Source organism: Mesorhizobium sp. M0060 (assembly GCF_040323155.1).
In the GTDB taxonomy this organism is placed as follows: Bacteria; Pseudomonadota; Alphaproteobacteria; order Rhizobiales; family Rhizobiaceae; genus Mesorhizobium.
Map to the genome: position 1 here is coordinate 92,082 of NZ_JAMYUP010000016.1, position 21,163 is coordinate 113,244.

The 21,163-nt window shown below is 62.5% G+C and carries 20 protein-coding genes; 15 read left to right on the top strand and 5 right to left on the bottom strand.

The genetic code is table 11. The features are described from left to right. The first annotated feature begins 3 nt into the window (after positions 1 to 3). The 4 genes from NKJ94_RS17595 (at position 4) to NKJ94_RS17610 (ending at position 5,016) form a co-directional block, all read left to right on the top strand. Positions 4 to 1,212: an acetyl-CoA C-acetyltransferase gene (locus NKJ94_RS17595; RefSeq protein ID WP_352526783.1), complete on the top strand. Its 1,209-nt coding sequence runs from the start codon at positions 4 to 6 to the stop codon at positions 1,210 to 1,212. A 12-nt stretch (positions 1,213 to 1,224) separates the two neighbouring features. Beyond that, positions 1,225 to 3,444 carry a 3-hydroxyacyl-CoA dehydrogenase NAD-binding domain-containing protein gene (locus NKJ94_RS17600; protein ID WP_352526827.1) on the top strand — a complete coding sequence of 740 codons (2,220 nt, stop codon included), beginning with the start codon at positions 1,225 to 1,227 and terminating at the stop codon, positions 3,442 to 3,444. Positions 3,445 to 3,525: 81 nt separating this feature from the next. Continuing rightward, on the top strand, positions 3,526 to 4,170 hold the full coding sequence (locus tag NKJ94_RS17605; protein WP_352526784.1) for a S24 family peptidase: 645 nt from the start codon (positions 3,526 to 3,528) through the stop codon (positions 4,168 to 4,170). A 9-nt stretch (positions 4,171 to 4,179) separates the two neighbouring features. Further along, complete coding sequence (locus NKJ94_RS17610; RefSeq protein WP_352526785.1) at positions 4,180 to 5,016, top strand: thermonuclease family protein; 837 nt, start codon at positions 4,180 to 4,182, stop codon at positions 5,014 to 5,016. Here NKJ94_RS17610 and NKJ94_RS17615 read toward each other — a convergent pair. After that, entirely contained in the window at positions 4,979 to 6,634 is a 1,656-nt protein-coding gene (locus tag NKJ94_RS17615; protein ID WP_352526786.1) for a lysine--tRNA ligase, read from the bottom strand. The two genes, NKJ94_RS17610 and NKJ94_RS17615, sit on opposite strands and share 38 nt — an antisense overlap. 244 nt (positions 6,635 to 6,878) lie before the next feature. Between NKJ94_RS17615 and NKJ94_RS17620 the strand changes: the two genes are divergently transcribed. After that, positions 6,879 to 7,289, top strand: coding sequence for a tellurite resistance TerB family protein (locus tag NKJ94_RS17620; protein WP_352526787.1), 411 nt, complete (start codon positions 6,879 to 6,881; stop codon positions 7,287 to 7,289). Positions 7,290 to 7,304: 15 nt separating this feature from the next. Here NKJ94_RS17620 and NKJ94_RS17625 read toward each other — a convergent pair whose 3' ends face one another. Then, positions 7,305 to 8,156 (bottom strand): ABC transporter substrate-binding protein, encoded by an 852-nt coding sequence (locus tag NKJ94_RS17625; RefSeq protein ID WP_352776092.1) that lies wholly within the window; start codon positions 8,154 to 8,156, stop codon positions 7,305 to 7,307. A gap of 251 nt (positions 8,157 to 8,407) precedes the next feature. Here NKJ94_RS17625 and NKJ94_RS17630 point away from each other — a divergent pair, with 251 nt between their 5' ends. The 3 genes from NKJ94_RS17630 (at position 8,408) to NKJ94_RS17640 (ending at position 10,639) form a co-directional block, all read left to right on the top strand. Continuing rightward, entirely contained in the window at positions 8,408 to 9,139 is a 732-nt protein-coding gene (locus NKJ94_RS17630; protein WP_352526788.1) for a helix-turn-helix transcriptional regulator, read from the top strand. A gap of 97 nt (positions 9,140 to 9,236) precedes the next feature. Further along, complete coding sequence (locus NKJ94_RS17635) at positions 9,237 to 9,875, top strand: acyl-homoserine-lactone synthase (RefSeq protein ID WP_352784017.1); 639 nt, start codon at positions 9,237 to 9,239, stop codon at positions 9,873 to 9,875. A 14-nt stretch (positions 9,876 to 9,889) separates the two neighbouring features. Next, the gene (locus tag NKJ94_RS17640) at positions 9,890 to 10,639 is read left to right on the top strand and encodes an enoyl-CoA hydratase-related protein (RefSeq protein ID WP_352526790.1); all 750 of its coding nucleotides are present in this window, start codon (positions 9,890 to 9,892) and stop codon (positions 10,637 to 10,639) included. A gap of 24 nt (positions 10,640 to 10,663) precedes the next feature. Here the strand turns inward: NKJ94_RS17640 and ppk2 are convergent, their stop codons facing one another. After that, positions 10,664 to 11,566: a polyphosphate kinase 2 gene (ppk2, locus tag NKJ94_RS17645; RefSeq protein WP_352526791.1), complete on the bottom strand. Its 903-nt coding sequence runs from the start codon at positions 11,564 to 11,566 to the stop codon at positions 10,664 to 10,666. Between the two features lie 214 nt (positions 11,567 to 11,780). Between ppk2 and NKJ94_RS17650 the strand changes: the two genes are divergently transcribed. The 3 genes from NKJ94_RS17650 to NKJ94_RS17660 all read left to right on the top strand — a co-directional run bounded on the left by NKJ94_RS17650 (position 11,781) and on the right by NKJ94_RS17660 (position 15,087). After that, positions 11,781 to 13,046 (top strand): sensor histidine kinase, encoded by a 1,266-nt coding sequence (locus tag NKJ94_RS17650; protein WP_352526792.1) that lies wholly within the window; start codon positions 11,781 to 11,783, stop codon positions 13,044 to 13,046. 114 nt (positions 13,047 to 13,160) lie between these two features. Further along, entirely contained in the window at positions 13,161 to 13,886 is a 726-nt protein-coding gene (gene phoU / locus NKJ94_RS17655; protein WP_352526793.1) for a phosphate signaling complex protein PhoU, read from the top strand. Between the two features lie 193 nt (positions 13,887 to 14,079). Further along, complete coding sequence (locus NKJ94_RS17660) at positions 14,080 to 15,087, top strand: magnesium and cobalt transport protein CorA (RefSeq protein ID WP_352526794.1); 1,008 nt, start codon at positions 14,080 to 14,082, stop codon at positions 15,085 to 15,087. A gap of 130 nt (positions 15,088 to 15,217) precedes the next feature. On the opposite strand, the gene NKJ94_RS17665 is transcribed toward NKJ94_RS17660, so the two are convergent. Beyond that, entirely contained in the window at positions 15,218 to 15,736 is a 519-nt protein-coding gene (locus NKJ94_RS17665; RefSeq protein ID WP_352526795.1) for a GcrA family cell cycle regulator, read from the bottom strand. Between the two features lie 355 nt (positions 15,737 to 16,091). Between NKJ94_RS17665 and NKJ94_RS17670 the strand changes: the two genes are divergently transcribed. The 3 genes from NKJ94_RS17670 (at position 16,092) to NKJ94_RS17680 (ending at position 19,375) form a co-directional block, all read left to right on the top strand. Then, on the top strand, positions 16,092 to 17,291 hold the full coding sequence (locus NKJ94_RS17670) for an aspartate aminotransferase family protein (protein WP_352526796.1): 1,200 nt from the start codon (positions 16,092 to 16,094) through the stop codon (positions 17,289 to 17,291). A 14-nt stretch (positions 17,292 to 17,305) separates the two neighbouring features. Beyond that, positions 17,306 to 18,217 carry an ornithine carbamoyltransferase gene (gene argF / locus NKJ94_RS17675; RefSeq protein ID WP_352526797.1) on the top strand — a complete coding sequence of 304 codons (912 nt, stop codon included), beginning with the start codon at positions 17,306 to 17,308 and terminating at the stop codon, positions 18,215 to 18,217. Between the two features lie 147 nt (positions 18,218 to 18,364). Continuing rightward, positions 18,365 to 19,375, top strand: a complete 1,011-nt coding sequence (locus NKJ94_RS17680) for an Hsp33 family molecular chaperone (protein ID WP_352526798.1) — start codon at positions 18,365 to 18,367, stop codon at positions 19,373 to 19,375. Positions 19,376 to 19,381: 6 nt separating this feature from the next. Here the strand turns inward: NKJ94_RS17680 and apaG are convergent, their stop codons facing one another. Further along, the gene (gene apaG, locus NKJ94_RS17685; protein WP_254816331.1) at positions 19,382 to 19,774 is read right to left on the bottom strand and encodes a Co2+/Mg2+ efflux facilitator ApaG/CorD; all 393 of its coding nucleotides are present in this window, start codon (positions 19,772 to 19,774) and stop codon (positions 19,382 to 19,384) included. Positions 19,775 to 20,002: 228 nt separating this feature from the next. Here apaG and NKJ94_RS17690 point away from each other — a divergent pair, with 228 nt between their 5' ends. Continuing rightward, the gene (locus tag NKJ94_RS17690) at positions 20,003 to 21,157 is read left to right on the top strand and encodes a glycosyltransferase (protein ID WP_352526799.1); all 1,155 of its coding nucleotides are present in this window, start codon (positions 20,003 to 20,005) and stop codon (positions 21,155 to 21,157) included. The last annotated feature ends 6 nt before the right edge of the window (positions 21,158 to 21,163 follow it).

Sequence of the window (21,163 nt, forward strand, 5' to 3'; positions counted from 1 at the left end):
AAAATGGCCGAAGCTTATGTCTATGATGCCGTGCGCACGCCGCGCGGCAGGGGCAAGAAGGATGGCTCGCTGCACGAAGTGCCGGCGGTGCGGCTCGGTGCCAAGGTGCTCGAAGCCATCCGCGACCGCAACGGGCTGGACACCGGCACCGTCGACGACATCATCTTCGGTTGTGTCGATCCAGTTGGCGAGGCGGGTGCGGTCATTCCACGTGCCGCCGCTTTCGAGGCGGGCTACGACACCAAGGCGCCCGGCATGCAGATATCGCGCTTCTGTGCCTCGGGCCTGGACGCCATCAATTTCGGCGCCGCCAAGATCGCGCAAGGTGCCGACGAGATCGTCATTGCCGGTGGCGTCGAATCAATGTCGCGCGTCGGCATGGGTGCCTCCGGTGGCGCCTGGTTTATGGATCCCTCGGTCGGCCTGCCCGGCTGGTTCGTGCCGCAAGGCATATCGGCCGATCTGATCGCCACCAAATACGGTTTTTCGCGCGACGACGTCGATGCCTACGCGGTCGAAAGCCAGAAGCGCGCCGCCAAGGCGTGGGGAGAGGGCCGCTTCAAGAAGTCGGTGATCTCGGTCAAGGACCAGAACGGCCTGACCATCCTCGACCACGACGAACACATGCGGCCTTCGACCGACATGCAGTCGCTGGCCGCGCTCAACCCGTCCTTCGTCATGCCAGGCGAAATGGGCGGCTTCGACGCCGTCGCCGTGCAGAAGCATCCCGAGGTGGAAGAGGTCAACCACGTCCACCATGCCGGCAATTCGTCCGGCATCGTCGATGGTGCGGCCGCCGTCCTGCTCGGCTCGAAAAAGGCGGGGAAGACGCTCGGTCTCAAGCCCCGCGCGCGCATCCGTGCCTTCGCCAACATCGGCTCCGAACCGGTGCTGATGCTGACCGGCCCGGTCGACGTCACCGAGAAGCTGTTGAAGCGGGCGAAGATGAAGCTGTCGGACATCGACCTGTTCGAGCTCAACGAGGCGTTCGCTTCGGTGGTGCTGCGCTACATGCAGGCTTTCGACATTCCGCATGACCGGATCAACGTCAATGGCGGCGCCATCGCCATGGGCCATCCGCTCGGCGCCACCGGTGCGATGATCTTCGGTACGGTGCTGGACGAATTGGAACGCCGCGACCTGAACACTGCGCTGGTGACGCTTTGCATCGGCGCCGGCATGGGCACCGCAACGATCATCGAACGCGTCTGACGGAGAGACATGATGAGCTACACCAATTTCACCCTCGACATCGACGCCGACGGCATTGCGATGATTACCTGGGACATGCCGGACCGTTCGATGAACGTCTTCACCGAAGAGGTGATGCTCGAACTGAACGCCATCGTCGACAAGGTGGCGGGCGACGCGGCAATCAAGGGTGCGGTGATCACCTCAGGCAAGGATACGTTCTCGGGCGGCGCCGACATCACCATGCTGCAGAAGATGCTGGCGACCTTCGCCGCCGACAAGGTGAAGGACACAGAGAAGGCGACCAAGGCGCTATTCGATAATGCGGGCACTATGAACGGCCTGTTCCGTAAGCTGGAAACCTCGGGCAAGCCGTGGGTTTCGGCGATCAACGGCACCTGCATGGGCGGCGCGTTCGAATTGTCGCTCGCCTGCCATGGCCGTGTCGCGGCCGATTCCGACAAAGTGAGGATGGCGCTTCCCGAAGTGAAGATCGGCATTTTTCCGGGCGCCGGCGGCACCCAGCGCGTACCGCGGCTGACCGACCAGCAGCAGGCGCTGCAAATGCTGACCTCCGGCCAGACGCTATCGCCGCAGAAGGCCAAGTCAATGGGCCTGATCCATGAGATTGCCGAGCCGGACAAGCTGGTCGAAACCGCCAAGGCGATGATCAGGAACGGCTTGAAACCGGTGGCGCCGTGGGATGAGAAGGGCTTCAAGCTGCCCGGCGCTCCGATCTATTCGATGGCCGGTGCCAATCTGTGGCCGCCGGCCATCGCCATCCTGCGCCGCGAGACCTATGGCAATTATCCCGCCGCTGCCGCCATCCTGAAATGCGTCTATGAGGGCCTCCTGGTGCCGTTCGACACCGCCTTGCGAATCGAGCAGCGCTATTTCACCGAGATCATGCAGACCAGGGAAGCGGCAGCGATGATCCGCTCGTTGTTCGTGTCGCTCCAGGAACTGAACAAGGGTGCGCGCCGCCCGGCCGGCGTGCCGGAAACGAAGTTCAAGAAGATCGGCGTGCTCGGTGCCGGCTTCATGGGCGCCGGCATCGCCTATGTGACGGCCAAGGCCGGCATTCCGGTGGTGCTGCTCGACCGCGACATGGAGTCCGCCACCAAGGGCAAAGCGCATTCCGACAACCTGATCTCGGATCAGGTGAAGAAGGGCCGTGCCAAGCCGCAGGACAAAGACCAGCTGCTGTCGCTGATCACGCCGACGGCCGATTACGCCGATCTTGCCGGCTGCGATCTTGTGGTCGAGGCGGTGTTCGAGGATTCGGCCGTTAAGAAGGATGCCACCGAACAGGCCGAGGCGGTGCTGAAGCCGTCGGCAATCTTCGCGTCGAACACGTCGACCATCCCAATTACATCGCTGGCCAGGAATTCGGCGCGGCCGAAGAATTTCATCGGCATTCATTTCTTCTCGCCGGTCGACAAGATGATGCTCGTCGAGATCATCCTCGGCAAGAAGACCGGCGACAAGGCGCTGGCCACCGCGATCGACTTCGTCCGCGCCATCAAGAAGACGCCGATCGTCGTCAACGACACGCGCGGTTTCTATGTCAATCGCTGCGTGCTGCGCTACATGTCGGAAGCCTACAAGATGCTGATCGAAGGTGTTCCGGCGCCGATGATCGAAAATGCGGCCAAGGCCGCCGGCATGCCGGTCGGTCCTCTGGCGTTGACCGACGAGACTGCGATCGACCTTGCCCAGAAGATCATGAAGCAGACCATGCGCGATCTCGGCGCCAAGGCGGTCGACCCGAAGCAGATGGCGCTGATCAACACGATGGTCGACACGCATGGTCGCTTGGGCCGCAAGAACGGCAAAGGCTTTTACGACTATCCCGCAAAACCGGCCAAGAAGAAGCTGTGGCCAGGCCTCAGGGATCTCTACCCGCAGTTGGCGGCGGAGAAGGTCGACTATGAGGAGCTGAAGCAGCGGCTGCTGGTCACCATAGCGCTTGAGGCGGTACGGGTGATGGAGGAGGGCATCGTTACCGATCCGCGCGAGGCCGATGTCGGCTCTATCCTGGCCTTCGGCTTCGCGCCCTATACAGGCGGTGCACTGTCCTACATCGACGGCATCGGCGTGAAGAAATTCGCCAACATCGCCAAGGGCCTGCAGAAGAAATACGGCGCCGAGTTCAAGGCGCCGAAGCTGCTGCTCGACATGGCCGAGAAGGGCGAGACCTTCTATGAGCGCTTCGATCCTTATACCAGGAACGAGGCCAAGGAGGCGGCGTGACGCCGTCTTCGGCGGTGGACAAGATGGCGGCCAGGGGGTAGAACAGGGAAGGTATTTTTTCCTGTTTCGAAGGAGAGCAAGGTGCTCTCGCATGACCGCGTATGGGCCGCCATCGACGCTCTCGCCGAGCGTTACTCGCTTTCGGCCTCCGGCCTGGCCAGGCGCGCTGGCCTCGACTCGACCGCCTTCAACAAATCGAAGCGGCTGTCCTCGGATGGGCGGCCGCGCTGGCCGTCGACCGAATCGCTGGCCAAGATCATCGAGGCGACCGGCGCCTCGCTGGATGAATTTGCGGGGCTGGTCGAAGGCCGGGGTACATCCGGCGCACTGCCCGTGCAGAAATCGTCGGTGCCGCTGCTCGGCTTCGCCCAGGCCGGCGCCGGTGGCTTCTTCGACGACGCCGGATTTCCGGCGGGGCAGGGATGGGACCTGATCGAACTCCCCGCACGGGCGACCGAAACCTCCTATGCCTTGAAGGTCCAGGGCGATTCCATGCTGCCGCTCTACCGCAATGGCGATGTCCTGATCGTCGAGCCGGGGGCTGTCATACGAAAGGGCGATCGCGTCGTCGTCAAGACCAATGCCGGCGAGGTGATGGCCAAGGTGCTCGACCGCCAGACACCTAAGTCGATCGCGCTGGTCTCCCTCAATCCCGATCACCCGGACCGCGACATCCCCATGCGCGATGTCGAATGGGTGGCGCGGATTGTCTGGGCAAGCCAGTAGGGCGCGCCGGTGCGTCTGCCTCACCTTGCCTTGGCTGTTCTGGCGATCCCGGCGATGGCCACGGCAATTGTCGCCGGCGGCCGCGCCGTCCAGAACGCAAGCGGCGGCCCCGGGGAGCAAATCCAGGTCAGCGCTGAACCGCAGCCCGCCGCGCCGGCTACGTCGGCCATCCCGAAACCAGAGGCGGCCAAGCAGGCGGCGCATTCGAGGGCAATCGATCCGGAAATCGTGGTGCCGCCGCAGCTCGGTTCCGACGAGCTTGAACGGATCGAGCCGCGCGCCCCGTTGAGCGATCTGGCATTGGCCGGACCGCCCAAGCCGCCAAAAACGAAAATGCCGGAGGACGGGAAAGGCATGAAACTGTTTCAGCCCGTCGCGCCGGCCGCCGGGGTCATCGAGGCAAAGGGCTACGCGATTGCGGTTTCCGGTATCGACATCGTCAAGCAGGACGAGACTTGCACCGACAGCGGCAAGTCCTGGAGTTGTGGCGTCCGGGCGCGAACGGCCTTCCGCGCTTTTCTGCGCGGTCGCGCGGTGGTCTGTACGGTGCCGCCCGAAGGCGGCCGTGACCTGATCGCCGCCGAGTGCCGGATCGGCAATCAGGATATCGGCCAATGGTTGGTCGAAAACGGCTGGGCGCGCGCCGCCAAAGGTAGCGCTTACACAGAAGCCGGCGAGAAGGCGCGTGCAGCGAAAAAGGGCGTCTTCGGGCCGGCGCCGAGCGTTTCAGGCCTGCCGCCGCTCCCGGCTGCGTCGCGGTTCGCGCCTGTGGCGCCGGGCTCGATCCTGGAGGAGCAGGACGGCGTCCTCAAGCCGCCAGCTGACCAGCCAGCGCCCGCTGAATGAGCTCACGCGTTTCGGCAATGCCGTAGAGCGCGGCGAAGGAGCCGAAGCGCGGCCCGCGTTCCTGACCTATCAGCACCTGATAGATCATCTGGAAGAAGGCGACGGAGACGCCGGGCCCGCCCTCCGGGCTCTGCTTCGAATGATCTTGGTAGCGCTCGATCTTGCGCGCGACATTGAGGGCAGCGTTCTGGATCGCCTCGCCATCGGCGTCGGCCGGCAGCGCGGCGAGCGCTTCCGAAAGCTTGGTCAGCGCCTCGCGCTCGACCGCCTCGGCGGCACGGTACACTTTGGCCGGCTTCACGAAATCGTCAAAATAGCGGATCGCATATTCGGTCAGCCGGTCGAGTTCGGGGTGGGTTGCCGGCGTCACACCCGGCGCGTGGCGCGAAATGAAGCCCCACAGCACGTCCCTGTTCTGGGCATTCGAGGCACTGACCAGGTTGAGCAGCAGCGCGAACGATACCGGCAGGTCGATGACGGGCGGATTGCCGTCATGCATGTGCCAGACCGGATTGCCCAGGCGCTCTTTCCACTCCTGCTTCTGATAAGCAGATAGGAACGTGTAATACTCGTCTACCGCCTTCGGGATGACGTCGAAATAGAGCTTCTTCGCGGTTCGCGGGCGCTGGAACATATAAAGGCTAAGGCTCTCGGTCGGGGCATAAGTCAGCCACTCGTCGATGGTCAGCCCATTGCCCTTCGATTTCGAGATCTTCTGGCCGTGCTCGTCGAGGAACAGCTCATAATTGAAGCCCTCCGGCGCCGGAGCATCGAGGGCGCGGCAAATCTGCCCGGCGAGCTTGACGGAATCGATCAGATCCTTGCCGGACATCTCGTAATCGACGCCGAGTGCCGCCCAGCGCATCGCCCAGTCAGGCTTCCATTGCAGCTTGGCGTGACCGCCGGTCACCGGCGTCTCGAAGCGCTCGCCGGTGGCCGGGTCGCGCCACACGACGGTGCCGGCGTCGAGCTTGCGCTCGTCGATCGCGACCTGCATGACGATGCCGGTCTTGGGATGGATCGGCAGGAAGGGCGAATAGCTCTGCGCCCGCTCCTCACGCAGCGACGGCAGCATAATTGCCATCACCTTGTCGAAGCGCTCGAGCATCTTGAGCAACGTCGCGTCGAAGCGGCCGGAAGTATAATAGTCGGTCGAGGAAGCGAATTCGTAATCGAAGCCGAAACGGTCGAGGAAAGCGCGCAACCGTGCATTATTGGCGGCGCCGAAGGACGGATACTCGTTGGAGAAAGGGTCCGGTATCCTGGTCAGCGGCTTGCCGAGATAGGCGCGCAGCATGTCCTTGTTAGGCACATTGTCCGGCACCTTGCGCAATCCGTCCATGTCGTCGGAGAAGCACAGCAGCCGCGTCTTGACCTTGTCTTCGGTCAGCACGCGAAAGGCATGACGCACCATAGATGTGCGCGCCACCTCGCCGAACGTGCCGATATGCGGCAGGCCGGACGGGCCGTAGCCGGTCTCGAACAGCACCGTTTCCGGGTAGCCGCTGCTTGCGTAGCGGGCGACGATCTTTTTCGCTTCCTCGAACGGCCACGCCTTGCTTTCGGCGGCGGCGGTAAGGACTTCTGGGCTGAGATCGATCGGCTGTTGTCCGGCCATGATGCTATTTCCTGCAACTTTGCCGGCATCCGTGCCGGCAGCCGCATGCTCTAGACCATGATCCCGAAAAGTGGAACCCGGTTCCGGGTAAGACCATGGCCAAACAAGAAGATAGAGCCATTCCGACACCTCTCAGGGTGGATCAGCTCCAGGGCCTGACCGGAGCGTCAACGATCGCGGCTCTTTTTCCTTGCGGCGCCGGTCCCTCGTTCCTAACTTCGGGACCCATCTCAAGGAGTTGTAAATGCCATTGCCGCCGCACGAAGCCATGATCTACCTGATGGTCATCACCTCGGCGTCAGACCGCGACATGACCGACATCGAACTGGCGCGGATCGGCGACGTCGTTCGATCCTGGCCGGTATTTGAGGATTTCAATCAGGAGCGGCTGGTCGAGGTCGCCCAGGCCTGCCAGAAAATGCTGCATGAAAAGGACGGCCTGGAGGGCGTCCTGGCGCGTGTCGCCGAGGCGCTGCCCGAACGCTTGCATGACACCGCCTATGCCGCCGCCTTCGAGGTTGCGGCCGTCGATCTCGAAATGCGCCTGGAGGAGGTGCGCGTGCTGCAGCTCGTCCGCCGGGAACTCGACCTTGATGCGCTGACGGTCGCCGCCATCGCGCGAGCCGCCAAGGCGCGCCTTCGCACGCTGACCTGAGCCGGCAGTCTAAGCTCAGAAAAAGCTGACCGGAAAATAGCGCAGATAGAACTCGGCGAACGTGCCTTTCACCGAAATTTCCTGCAGCGCGTAGTCGAATGCGGCGGCCAGTGCCGGGTCGTCGGCCCTGGTGGCGATCGCCATGCCCGAGCCGAGATATTCGGGCGCCAGATAGGGGCCGCCGGCAAAGCGGCAGCAGCCCGCCGCATCCGAACCGCCGAGCCAGAAGGCGAAACGCATGCCGTCGCCGAAGGCGGCATCGATCTTGCCGGCTTTCAGCTCGCCATAAAGCTCCTCCGGCTTTGCGAAGGGGACGATTTGGACGTCGCCGAAATAGTCGCGCAGCATCCGTTCATGCGCGGAGCCGGCGATCACGCCGACACGTTTGCTGCGCAGCCTGTCGAACATTGGTTCGGTCAGCGCCTGTGTCTTCAGCATGATGAAGCGTGCCGGAAACTGCAGGTAGGAGCGTGAAAACGCGTATTTCGACCGCGACTCCGGCGTGGCGGCGATGCCGGCAATGATCGCTTCGCCTTCGCCTTTCTGCAGCGCGCCTTCGAGCTCGGCCCAGGGCAGCGCCTGGATCTGGCATTTTTCGGCAATGCCCAGTTCGGCGCAGATAGCGCGCGCCAGATCGACGTGGAAGCCGGACAGCCGGCCTGCCCCATCGAGAAAGTTGAAGGGTGGGAAATCGGTGGTGGTCAGGAATCGCAGCCGCGGCAGCGTCGAAAGGTCCGGCTTTGGCAGCCGCACCTTGGCGTCCCAAAACACCGGCACCTGCGGCTCCGCGGCGCGCGCAGCACCCGCGAGCGATTGCACTCCGATCAGCATCGAGATCAATGAAATGGATATGCACCGAAACGCCACGCGACGACTCCGTCCAGTCTTGCCTCGGCTTTTCGTACGAAAATAACAGAGGCACAACGCTTTTTGGTTTCATCACGGCAATTTAGGGATATTGTTTAGTGAGTTTGCAAGTGACTGCGTGATGCCGGCCGAAGAGGGAGCAGTAGGGCGCACAAAGGAAGCAGCTTTGCAGTCCGGGGTTGATGGCGTAGTGCGGATTGATCACTGCCATTGGTCTCAAGAGCGGAAGGCAACATGGGGTAGATGTTGCGATGGGTCATTTCGATCGCACTCTGGAATTGATAGATCAGTTGCAGCACGCCGGCACCGCGGCGGCGGTCTGCGAAAAGCTGCTGGGGGTAACCAGTGAATTCGGCCTGACGGCGCTGATGGCCGGGACGGTTCCGCAACCTGGCACGCCGAAAAACCAGCAAAAGGACCATGTGCTGCTTTGCGACTGGCCGGCTGAATGGCTTGAGCGCTACGTTGCGCGCAACTACGTCGATCATGACCCCGTCGTCAGTCACATGAAGCAGCTTCAGGCGCCGTTCCAGTGGCGGGAAGCGTCTCAGGGCATCCGCATCGGCAAGAGCGGCGGCGAGGTGATGGGCGACGCCGGCGAATTCAAGCTTCGCGACGGGTTGGCCTTCCCGCTGATCACACTCGATGGCCAGATCGTAATGGTGTCGCTAGGCGGCGAGGCTGTTGAATTGTCGGGCGCCGACTTCGGGTTGGTGTCGCTGGTCTCGACTTATGCGATTGGCCGCGCCATGCAGCTCCACACCATGGCGGGCAAAACCATCGACCACGTCGAATTGACGCCGCGTGAGCGCGAATGCATGCAATGGGCCGCCGTCGGTAAGTCCGAATGGGAGATTTCACAGATTCTCGGCATTTCAGAACACACGTCAGAGAAACACCTTCTTAACGCCAAAAGCAAACTCGGTGCCGTCAATCGGGTGCAGGCGGTCGCGGAAGCGATAAGGCGCGGCTATATTAGCTAGCTCGGCCGTGCCGGCCTAGAAATTCTTGCCTACGCGATCGCGTAATTTTCTCAGGAAAGCACGGCCGTATCTTCCTATTGAACCTAGGAGACGGCAAATGCTTTTTTCCCTCACGACACAGGAATTGATGGAACGCCCCGACCTTTGGGAGGCAGTTCATCGTTTACGCTACAAAGTTTTCGTCGAAGAGATGGGATGGACCGATCTGCAGCGCCCTGATGGCCTCGAGATCGATCAATTCGACCACGATGAGGCAGTGCATCAGATCGTCATCCGCAATGGCGAGCTCGCCGGTTACCAGCGGATGTTGCCGACGACGCGGGCGCATCTTCTAACCGAGGTGCTGGCGGACCTTTATGAGGGAACCCCACCTTCGGGCCCGAATGTCTATGAACTGACCCGCTATGCTGTTGCGCCGGGATTCCGTGACGGCCGGCGCGGGGTGTCGACGGTTGGCACCGAGTTGATTGCCGGCTTCGTCGAGTGGGGTCTGAAGCGCAACGTCAACCAGGTGATTATCGAATTCGAGCCCATGTGGGTGCTTCGCGCGCTGCAGCTGCACTTCCTGGCCACGCCGCTTGGCTACCAGCGCGCCTATGGCAACCAGCAGGTCGTTGCCACACTGCTCACCTTCAACGAGCACACGCTTGAGGTGGTGCGTTCGCGCCGTAATCACTTTGCGCCGGTGCTGGCCAGAGGGTACCCGGACATGCTCGGACAGAGGCGCGCCTCGTGAGATTGGAGAGGGCCATGAACGTTCACTCAAAAACAGAATTCCGCAACCATACGCTGATCGTCACGATATCCTCGGGTGACGGCCGCCCGGTGCTGGACAGGCGGGCCTATGAAAGTTTGGCCACAACATTCCATGAAGCCGCCGTCAACGACGAAGTGCGCGTCATGGTCCTTCGCGGCCTGGCCGGTTGCTTCTGCCTTGGCGGCGATTTTTCCGAATTTCTCGACCCCACCAAACATCAGCGATTGATCGCGGCCGTAACCGACATGTTCCAAACACTGGCGACGTTCCCGAAACCGGTCCTTGCCTGTGTCGATGGCGACGCCGTCGGCGTCGGCTGCACCATCCTGTTCCACTGCGATATGGTGATCGCCTCGAGCAAAAGCACGTTCCGGGTGCCGTTCGTCGATTTCGGCCTGGTGCCGGACGCGGCCACCAGCATCCTGGCGCCGCAGAAGCTTGGCTATGCCGGTGCGTTCCGCTTCTTCTGCCTGGGCGACACGCTTGCCGCCGAAGATGCCAGGGCGCTCGGCCTTGTCGGCGAGATCGTAACGGACGGCAGCGTCGAGGAAGCCACCTTTGCCAGAGCCAGGCAGCTCGCCAAGAAGCCGGTCGCGGCGCTGCTGCAGACGCGCGACCTGCTCAGGGGCGACACTGGCGCGCTCTGCGAGCGCATCGACCGGGAGATATCGCTTTTCCAGCAGGCGCTGCAGGACGACACCACGCTGAAGCGGCTGCAGCGAATTGCCCGGCTGGCGGCATGAGAGCCGCGTATCGATGAGGTGAGCTTATTTTTCGAGGAAAGTCGGCCCTTCGCCGATGATCTTCTTGTCCTCCTTGCCGATGACCTCGAGGTCGCGGCCGTCATACGGCAGCGACAGGAGAATGCGCTGCATGACGGCCAGCCGCGCGCGCCGTTTGTCGTTCGCCCGCACAACGATCCAGGGCGCGAACTCCTTGTGCGTGCGTTCGACCATCAGGTCGCGCGTCTTGGTGTAGTCGTCCCATTTGGTGATGCCGGCGATGTCGATCGGTGAAAACTTCCAGTTCTTCAGCGGGCTCCAGCGACGATCGTGAAATCGCTCGAGCTGCGTTTCCCTGCCGATGTCCAGCCAGAATTTGAAGAAATAGATGCCCTCGTTGCGGATCATCCGTTCGAAATGCGGAACCTCGTCCAGAAACTGCTCGTGCTGCTCGGGCGTGCAGAATCCCATCACCGGTTCAACGCCGGCGCGGTTGTACCAGGAGCGGTCGAAGGTGACGAATTCGCCCGACGTCGGGAAGTGGTCGACGTAGCGCTGGAAGTACCATTGTCCAAGCTCGGTGGGTGTTGGCTTGGTCAGCGCCACGTTGCGCGCCGTGCGAGGGTTCAGATACTGGCGCAAAACGAAGATCGTGCCGCCCTTGCCGGCGGCGTCGCGTCCCTCGAACAGCGAGATCACCCGCTTGCCTGTCGACTGCAGCCATCCCTGCGCCTTAACCAGCTCGATCTGCAGTTGCTCTAGCCTCTCCTCATACTCCTCGCTCTTCATCTTCTTGTCGTAGGGATAGCCGCCGGCGGTCAGCTTGCGGTCCTCGACCCAGTCGGGAAGCGTCGGGGCCTCGATGTCGAACTCCCGCTCCTTGCCGTCGATTGCGATCTTCAGTGGTCCCGATGAGGGTGCAGCGGGGTCTTCCTTGGTGTTTTTCATCGAGACGAACCTTTCCAGCTTCCGGTCTCATGCTATTGGGAGCCTTACTGCATCGGCCCGAAAATCGGAATCGATTTTCGGAAAGAACGATGCAGCAGACTAAAAGTGGTAGAGCGTCCTTTGTGCGTCCAATTGGACGCACGGCGCTCCAGCGCCGGTCCAGCAGGAAGTTATTGAACTTGCCGGCCGACGGAGCGCAGGCGATGGAGCGCAAATGGCCGACATCGGCACAGGGCGGAAAAGCAAGGCGCAAGCCGTCGCCATGCGGCTGTGGAGCAGCCGCTGGCTGCTGGCGGCCGGCTTGCTCGCCGTTCTGATGGTCTATGGTTTTGCAGGCATGTCCGGCTATGTGGTGCTGCTGGCATGCGCCGTACTGGTTGCAGCGGCGATGCTGCCGGCCGGCGTCGCGTCTCAATCCACCGAAAGCGCTGCGGCCATCGAGGCGAGCGGCCTGCAACGGCTTTCCGGCGAATATCTCGCGGCGGCGGTTGCCGATCCGCTGATCATTTTCGATCGCTCCGCCACCATCGTCCATGCCAACGCTGCCGCCTTTGCCGCCTTCGGCGGGATTGCCCCCGGCATGTCGCTGTCGCTGAAATTCCGCGCGCCGGAAATGCAGGCCTTGCTGGACAGCATCCTGTCGGGCAACGTCGCTTCGGACAGCGTCGACTACATCGAAAAGCTGCCTGTCGAACGAGCCTATCGGGTGAGTGCGTCTTCTGTCGGCCATGCCACGGATCTCTACGTGCTGGTGTTCAAGGACCAGAGCGAAGCACGCCGGATCGACAGGATGCGCGCCGACTTCATTGCCAATGCCAGCCACGAGTTGCGCACGCCTCTCGCCTCGATCGCCGGCTTCATCGAGACGCTGCGCGGGCCGGCCCGCAACGACCCTGCGGCACGCGAGCAGTTCCTGCAGATCATGCAAAACCAGACCAGCCGTATGGCGCGTCTTATCGACGACCTCCTGTCGCTGTCGCGACTGGAAATGAAGCCCTATCTCAAGCCGGGAACCGAGGTCGATCTGCGCCAGGCCATCGACAGCGTCATCGATTCGCTTGAGCCGCTGGCCAAGGAAAACGGTGTCGTCATCGAGCGGGATTTCGCGGAAGGGCCGCTCTGCGTGCCTGGCGATCGGGACGAGCTTTTCCAGGTCTTCGAAAACCTGCTGGAAAACGCCTGCAAATACGGCCAGTCGGGTGGACGCGTCGTGGTGTCGATCACGCGCGGCGACGGCGATCCCGAACCGGGCATCGACGTCACCATCAGGGATTTCGGCCCCGGCATCCCCGAAGAACACATCCCGCGCATCACCGAGCGCTTCTACCGTGTCGATGTCGAGAACAGCCGGACCCAGAAGGGCACTGGCCTTGGCCTGTCCATCGTCAAGCATATCCTGACGCGCCACAACGCCAGGCTCTCCATCAGGTCGGAGGTCGACAAGGGTGCGGCGTTCTCGGTTCATTTGCCGGCTCGCTGACACGGTACTATCTAACACATTATGGGTCGTTTCTTTTTTCTGTCATCCGGCTAGCGTATCAGCGGGGATTCGAGGGAGCGACTCAACCAGAAGATCCCGGGAAGGCATTCGTCCATGCAGTCCGTGCACATCGTCAGCGCCTATGACGAAGAGCTGAAATATCTGTCGAAGCGCATCGCGGCGATGGGCGGCCATGCCGAGCGCATGGTCGAGCAAGCGGTCGCGGCGCTGGTCAATGCGGATCCGGGGCTTGCCCAGAAAGTCATTCGAGACGACCTGGTTCTGGATGAGGGGCAGCGCGAGATCGACGACAAGGCGATCATCATCATCGCCAAGCGCCAGCCGATGGCGACGGATTTGCGCGAGATCGTCGGAGCGATCCGCATCTCGGCGGACCTCGAACGGGTAGGCGACCTCGGCAAGAACATCGCCAAGCGGGTGGTTGCCGTCGCCGACGGGCGCCAGCCGAACAGCCTGTTCCGCGGCCTCGAGGCTTTGGCCAATCTGGCACTGACCCAGCTCAAGGAAGTGCTCGACGTCTATGCGTCGCGGTCGGTAGAGAAAATCGGTTTCGTGCGCGACCGCGACGACCAGATCGATGCCATGTACACCTCGCTGTTTCGCGAGTTGCTGACCTACATGATGGAAGACCCACGCAACATCACGCCCTGCACTCATCTCCTGTTTTGCGCCAAGAACATCGAGCGCATCGGCGACCACGCCACCAACATCGCCGAGACGATCTATTATATCGTCACCGGCGATCAGATGCCGGCCGATCGCCCGAAGGGCGACAAGACGGACAAGATTATTCTTCCCGCAACGCTGCCTGCGAAGTGAGTTCTCGAAACCAAGCGTGGTGGCCGCGCTGGATTCGCGGCTTGGTGGAGTGGCTCTCAAATCAGAAAAGCAGCTCCCCTGCTGCTCGACACTGATGCGAATTTCGGATTCGCCACCTGAGAGAAAATTGCGCTAAGCTTTGACGCGCCGACTTCTCAGTTCCGCGATGAAGGCCTGCCTTCAGGAGGCTGCGATGGAATATGTCCGCGAGTTTGCTCCTGCGCCGCCGATGTCGGGCATAATCGCTTGCAGCGTCTATACAGCTGGGCGGCGCATCGCCGACATACCGATCGAGGAAGCCGGCGAATGGGCCGGGAAGCCGGGCCATGTCGTCTGGATCGGACTGCTGGAGCCCGACCGCAATTTGTTGCTTCGCGTCCAGGCGCAATTCCATCTGCATGAGCTGGCGATTGAGGACGCCGAGCATCCGCACCAACGGCCGAAGATCGAGCAATATGGCGATGCCCTGTTCATCGTTGCCCGCACGGCGCAGTTGATCGACAGCCGTGTCACCTTCGGCGAGACGCATCTGTTCGTCGGCGCCGGCTACATCGTCAGCGTCAGGCATGGCCCGTCGACCTCCTACGCCGCCGTTCGCCAGCATTGGGAAAGCTGTCCGCATTCCCTCGCCAAGGGCGAGGATTTCGTCCTCTACGCCATTCTCGATTTCATCGTCGACAACTACATGCCGGTGCTCGAGCAGATCGAAAACGAGGTCGAGGCGATCGAGGACAAGGTTCTGCTGAAACCGATGACCGGCTCCGACATCGAGCGGCTTTACATGCTGCGCCGCGATCTCTTGCGCCTGCGTAATGCGGCCCTGCCGCTGGTGGAGGTCTGCCGGCGGCTGACCAGCGCCGATCTGCCGCAAATTCATACAGCCATGCACCCACTGTTTCGCGACGTCACCGACCATATCCGCACTGTCCAGGAAAAGATCGACAGCCTGCGTGAGGTTCTCGCCTTCGCCTTCGAGGCGAGCCTTCTGGTCGGTCAGAGCCAGGAGACGGCGATCTCCAAGAAGCTTGCCTCATGGGCCGCCATCTTGGCCGTGCCGACAGCATTCGCCGGCATCTACGGCATGAATTTCAGCGACATGCCGGAACTGAGGATGGAATATGGCTACCCGGCCGTACTGGCGGCAATCGCCCTGATCTGCACGTTTCTCTACTGGCGGTTTCGCAAGAACGGGTGGTTGTGAATAGTGAATAGTAAATGGTGAATAGTTAAAATCAGTTCACATGTCGGCCTTCGGCCCGGATATCCATTCACCATTCACCATTCACCATTCACCATTCACCATTCACCATTCACCATTCACCATTCACCATTCACCTGCTCCGCCGCCGCTCCGAAGCCGGCTGGAACGCCACGCGGGCGTGGTATTTGCAGTAGGGCCCGGTTTCGGCGGCGTCGTTGCCGCAGAAATGGAAGTCTTCGGAAAGCGGATCGCCATTCGGCCATTTGCAGGTGCGCTCGTTCAGCTCGACGAGTTGCAGATGCCGCGAGATCGGCACGACGACGTTTTCGACCGGGCGGATATAGTGGCGCGACACCGGTTCGGCGTCGAATTGCGCCTTGAGCGCGGTCGCGCCGATCGACGTGGTGACATGGCGCGTAGCGCTTGCCGCCCGCGACACCGATTTCTGGATCGTCGATCCCTGGACCGTCTTCTTCTGGCGTGCCGGTGAGGCGGTCGTGCGTCCGCGGCCGGATAGTTTCAGCCGGTGCACTTTACCGATCACCGCATTGCGGCTGACCCCGCCAAGCTGTGCAGCGATCTGGCTGGCGCTGAGGCCCTCCGACCACAATTTTCTGAGAAGTTCGACTCGCTCGTCAGTCCAGTTCATGAGACCGCGCTCCTGCTGAAATGTGCGGCAATCGGAATCCATTCCCGACCCGGCTTCTGCCGGGCAGACACCACATATATCGGGTGATTAGGTCCGCCGCACGAAATCTAGTTATTTCTCTACTACAATTACCTTATGCGCGGACTCGGTGACAAGAGTCCCGAGGCCAACACGAATCGGTTTTTTCGGTTTTCCCCAACTTGCCCGGTCGCTTATGAGCCGGCGTCCTGCTGGAGGGCTTGCCGCGCTTCCTTGCGCGACCTTTTCGTTGACTTCACGGCCGAAAAACACGATAAGCCACAAGGGCCGCCGCTTTGGCGGCTTTTTGATTTTTCCGGTTCCGGAGACGCATATAATGAGCGGTTCGGCGCTTTTCGAGACCTTTGTTCGGGCACCCTTGGCTTTCGACCACGGGGAAGGCACCTGGCTGGTCACCGACAAGGGCGAGCGATATCTCGATTTCGCCGGCGGCATCGCCGTGAATTCATTGGGCTACAGCCATCCGCATCTGGTCGCGGCCCTCACCGAGCAGGCCGCCAAGCTCTGGCATGTCTCCAATCTGTACGAGATTCCGGGACAGGGCCGGCTCGGCGAGCGGCTGGCCGATGCCAGCTTCGCCGACAAGGTGTTCTTCACCAATTCCGGCGCAGAGGCGCTCGAATGCGCCATCAAGACGGCGCGGCGCTACCACTTCGTCAAGGGCCATCCCGAGCGCTTCCGCACCATCACCTTCGAAGGCGCCTTCCACGGCCGCACCCTGGCGACCATCGCCGCCGGCGGCCAGTACAAATATCTGGAAGGTTTCGGCCCCAAAGTCGACGGCTTCGACCAGGTCGGCTTCGACGACATCGACGCCGCCGAAAAGGCGATCACGCCTGAAACCGCGGCGATTCTGATCGAGCCGGTGCAGGGCGAGGGCGGCATCAGGCAAGTGCCGACGCAATCGCTGAAGCGGCTCAGGCAGCTCTGCGATCAGCACGGCTTGCTCCTGATTTTCGACGAGGTCCAATGCGGCGTCGGCCGCACCGGAAAGCTGTTCGCGCATGAGTGGGCGGGTATCACACCCGACATCATGGCGGTCGCCAAGGGCATCGGCGGCGGCTTCCCGATGGGCGCCTGCCTCGCCACCGAGGAGGCAGCGGTTGGGATGACCGCCGGCGTGCACGGCACTACCTTTGGCGGCAATCCGCTGGCGATGGCGGTCGGCAACGCCGTGCTCGACGTGGTGCTGGAAGACGGCTTCCTCGATGACGTCCGGCGCAAGGCACTGCTCCTGAAGCAGGGGCTGGCCGGTGTCGCCGACGAATTTCCGGACGTTATCGAAAGCATCAGGGGCACCGGCCTGATGCTCGGCCTTAAATGCGCGATGCCCAACACCAAGGTCACGGTGGCACTGCGCGACCAGCATCTCTTGACGGTTCCGGCCGGCGACAACGTTATCCGCCTGCTGCCGCCTCTCACCGTCACCGATGCCGAGATCCACGAGGCGCTCGAGCGCATTCGTGCCGGCGCCAAGAGCCTGGCGGATGCCATCGTCGCTGCCGCCGCGAAGTAATCCTGGAATTCCTGATGTCCCTTCGCCATTTCACCGATCTTTCCGCCGTTTCCGAAGGCGATCTGCGCTTCATGCTGGACGATGCGGCTGTACGAAAAGCAAGGCTCAAGGCCGGCGAACGCACCAAGCCGCTCGAAGGCAAGGTGCTGGCGATGATCTTCGACAAGCCCTCGACGCGCACGCGCGTGTCGTTCGACGTCGGCATGCGGCAGCTGGGTGGCGAGACGATCATGCTGACTGGCACCGAGATGCAGCTTGGCCGCTCCGAGACCATCGCCGACACGGCCAAGGTGCTGTCGCGTTATGTCGATGCCATCATGATCCGCACCACCTCGCATGACCGGCTGCTGGAACTGACGGAAAACGCTACGGTCCCCGTCATCAACGGGCTGACCGACGAGACCCATCCCTGCCAGTTGATGGCCGACATCATGACCTTCGAAGAGCATCGCGGTCCGGTGGCCGGCAAGACGATCGCCTGGACTGGCGACGGCAACAACGTCCTGCATTCCTTACTGGAGGCCTCTGCGCGGTTCCGCTTCAAGCTGAACGTCGCCGTGCCCGAGGGCAGCGAACCGGCTCAGAAGCATGTCGACTGGGCGAAAGCCAATGGCGGCAAGCTGAAATTCACCCGTTCGCCCGAGGAGGCCGTTCACGAGGCCGACTGCATCGTCACCGACTGCTGGGTGTCGATGGGCCAGGAGCACCGTGCCCGCGGCCACAATGTCTTCTTGCCCTACCAGGTCAATGCGGCGTTGATGGCGAAGGCCAAACCGGACGCGCTGTTCATGCACTGTCTGCCGGCGCATCGCGGCGAAGAGGTCACCGACGAGGTCATCGACGGGCCGCATTCGGTGGTGTTTGACGAGGCCGAGAACCGGCTCCATGCCCAGAAGGCGGTTTTGGCCTGGTGCCTGGGCGCTTGATCCGGGCCGCCGTGATCCGGGCCGGCCCGATCCGGGCCGCCTTGATCCGGGAGTGCGTGGTGCCTATCTCAGGCGCATCACGCAAATCGAGCGCGTCTCGTCGCATGCGCCCCGAAGGGCGGCATCGCCGCGCCCCGGAGCTTTGTCATGTTGGAAACTCATCAATTGGCTGAATATCAACCCAAGCTCGGCGAATTCGGCTATGCCGGCGACGACCATGTCGTGCCGTTCGAGGTCGGCCCGCTCGACGTGCGCGGCCGCACCGTCCAGCTCGGGCCGATGCTCGATGCCATCCTCAGCCGCCACGACTATCCCGAGCCGGTGGGCCGGCTACTGGCCGAAGCCTGTGTGCTGACGGTACTGCTCGGAACTTCGCTGAAGTTCGAGGGCAAGTTCATTCTGCAGACCCGCACCGACGGGCCGGTCGACATGCTGGTCGCGGATTTCTCCACGCCGCACGCGCTGCGCGCCTATGCCCGCTTCGATGCCGACCGGCTGGAGGCTTTGACGGCCGCCGGCGAGACGTCACCGCAGACGCTGCTCGGCAGCGGCGTCCTGGCGCTGACCATCGACCAGGGCGCCCACACGCAACGTTACCAGGGCATCGTCCAGCTTGACGGCGTCACACTGGAGGAAGCCGCACGGACCTATTTCCGCCAGTCGGAGCAGATTCCGACCGACCTTCGGCTTTCGGTGGCCAAGCTTCTGACGCCCGGCGTCGGCGGTGCCCGCGAGCAATGGCGCGCCGGTGGCCTGTTGGCACAGTTCCTGCCGCAGTCGCCAGAGCGCATGCGCGTGCCTGACCTTCCCGGCGGCGACGGCGATCCGCGTGAGGAAATTCACGACCCGACCGACAATTCCTGGCAGGAACTGCTGGCGCTGCTTGGTACCATTGAACCGACCGAGCTGATCGATCCGACGATCGGTGCCGAGCGGCTGCTTTACCGGCTGTTCCACGAGCATGGCGTCCGCGTCTTCGGCGGCGCGCCGGTCGCCGACCAGTGCTCATGCTCGAGGGAGAAGATCCGCGGCATCCTCGAAGGTTTTTCCGCCGAGGAGATCAGGGACAGCACCGAGGATGGCAGCATTCACGTCGCCTGCGAATTCTGCTCGAAACAATATGACTTCGACCCGGCGGAGTTTGCAGCGGCCGGATGACGGCCGTCAATTGACGGTGCGCCGCGTGCCCGGCAAATCGAGCGAGAAGGCGGGGATGGCGACGTCGAACGTTTCGCCCCGCTTGTTGCGCATTGTGTAGTGCCCGACCATGATGCCGGACGGGGTCGAGAGCGGGCATCCAGACGTATACTGATAGCTGTCGCCGGGGTTGAGTCCGGGTTGCTCGCCGACGACCCCGGGGCCGCGCACTTCCTCGACCTTGCCGGTGCCGTCGGTAATGTGCCAGTAGCGCGACAGAAGCTGCACGAACTCGTCCGACTGATTGTCGATGGTCACCTGGTAGCCCCAGACATAGCGGTTTTGCGGCGGGTCGGAGTGATCCTCCAGATAGAACGGCCTGACCTGCACTTCGATGTTGCGGGTGACGGCACTGTACATAAACTGCTCCAAAGCCATGTAGACGGAATTTTCGACGCTCAGCGCAGTTTGGTCAACGATGCGCGTCGTCTCCTTGCCCGATCTCAAGCGCAGGTGCCGAAAAACAATGTCATTTGAGTGACACACGACAATGATGGTGTGCAGGCTTGTGCCGGGCGACTCAGCGTTCTGTCGAATTGTTGAAAACGGCCGTCATGCGGCCGACATTTCTGGAGTGACCAGATATCGATGGAACCGACGTTCGCAGCCGCCCTCCTTTCCATAGCCCTCCTTCTTTCAAATCTCGCCAGCATCCTGTTAGCTTCGCTGAAGCTGAAGCGACCAGCCAGGATCGCACCGCCCGCCGCCAACGCGCCGCCGGTATCGATCGTCGTCCCGGCGCGCGGCGTCGAGCCGTTTGCCGATGAGACGCTGGAGCGCGCCTTCTCACTCGACTGGCCGCGCTACGAACTCATCTTCTGCGTCGCCCATGCCGACGACCCGGTGGTCAAGCCGATCACCGCCGCAATGGCGCGTTTTCCAGCTATACGCGCCCGGCTGCTTGTCGGCGACGACCGCATCAGCGGCAATCCGAAACTCAACAATTGCGTGAAGGGTTGGGAAGCAGCGCATTATCGCTGGGTCATCCTTGCCGATTCCAACGTGCTTATGCCGAGCGATTATGTCCAGCAGCTGATGGCGGCATGGCGGCCCGATACCGGCCTTGTCTGCTCGACGCCGATCGGCTCGCGACCGGACGGGTTTTGGGGGGAGGTCGAATGCGCCTTTCTCAACCCGCTGCAGGCGCGCTGGCAATATGCCGGCGAGGCGCTCGGTCTCGGCTTTGCCCAGGGCAAGAGCATGTTGTGGAACAAGCCGATGCTCGACGCCAATGGCGGCATCCGCGCGCTGGCCGCCGAGATCGCCGAGGACGCCGCCGCGACCAAGCTGGTGAACCGGCTCCGATTGCGCGTCAACCTTGTCGCCTCGCCCTTCGAACAGCCGCTCGGCCGGCGCACGTTGGGCGAGATCTGGTCCCGGCAGGCCCGCTGGGCACGCCTGCGCCGCGTCACCTTTGCGCTGTTCTTCGCCCCCGAGATCCTGATCGGCGCGGCGCCGCCGCTGGTGCTTGCGCTGATCGCGGCGGCGGATGCCGGCGTCAGCCTACCGGCCACCGCCATTGCCGTGCTGGTCGCGGCCTACCTGCCGGAATGCGCCCTGGCCTCAGCCAAGGGATGGCACCTGTCGCTGCGCACCATCCCGGCGATGATGGCGCGGGACGTGATGCTTCCCGCCATTTGGGCGCGCGGCTGGCTGAGCAGCGCCGTCGACTGGCGCGGCAACGTGATGACCATCCAAACCAAGGCCGTCGCGGAACTGGAAGAGACCCCGTCCGGCGCCTGAGGGCAC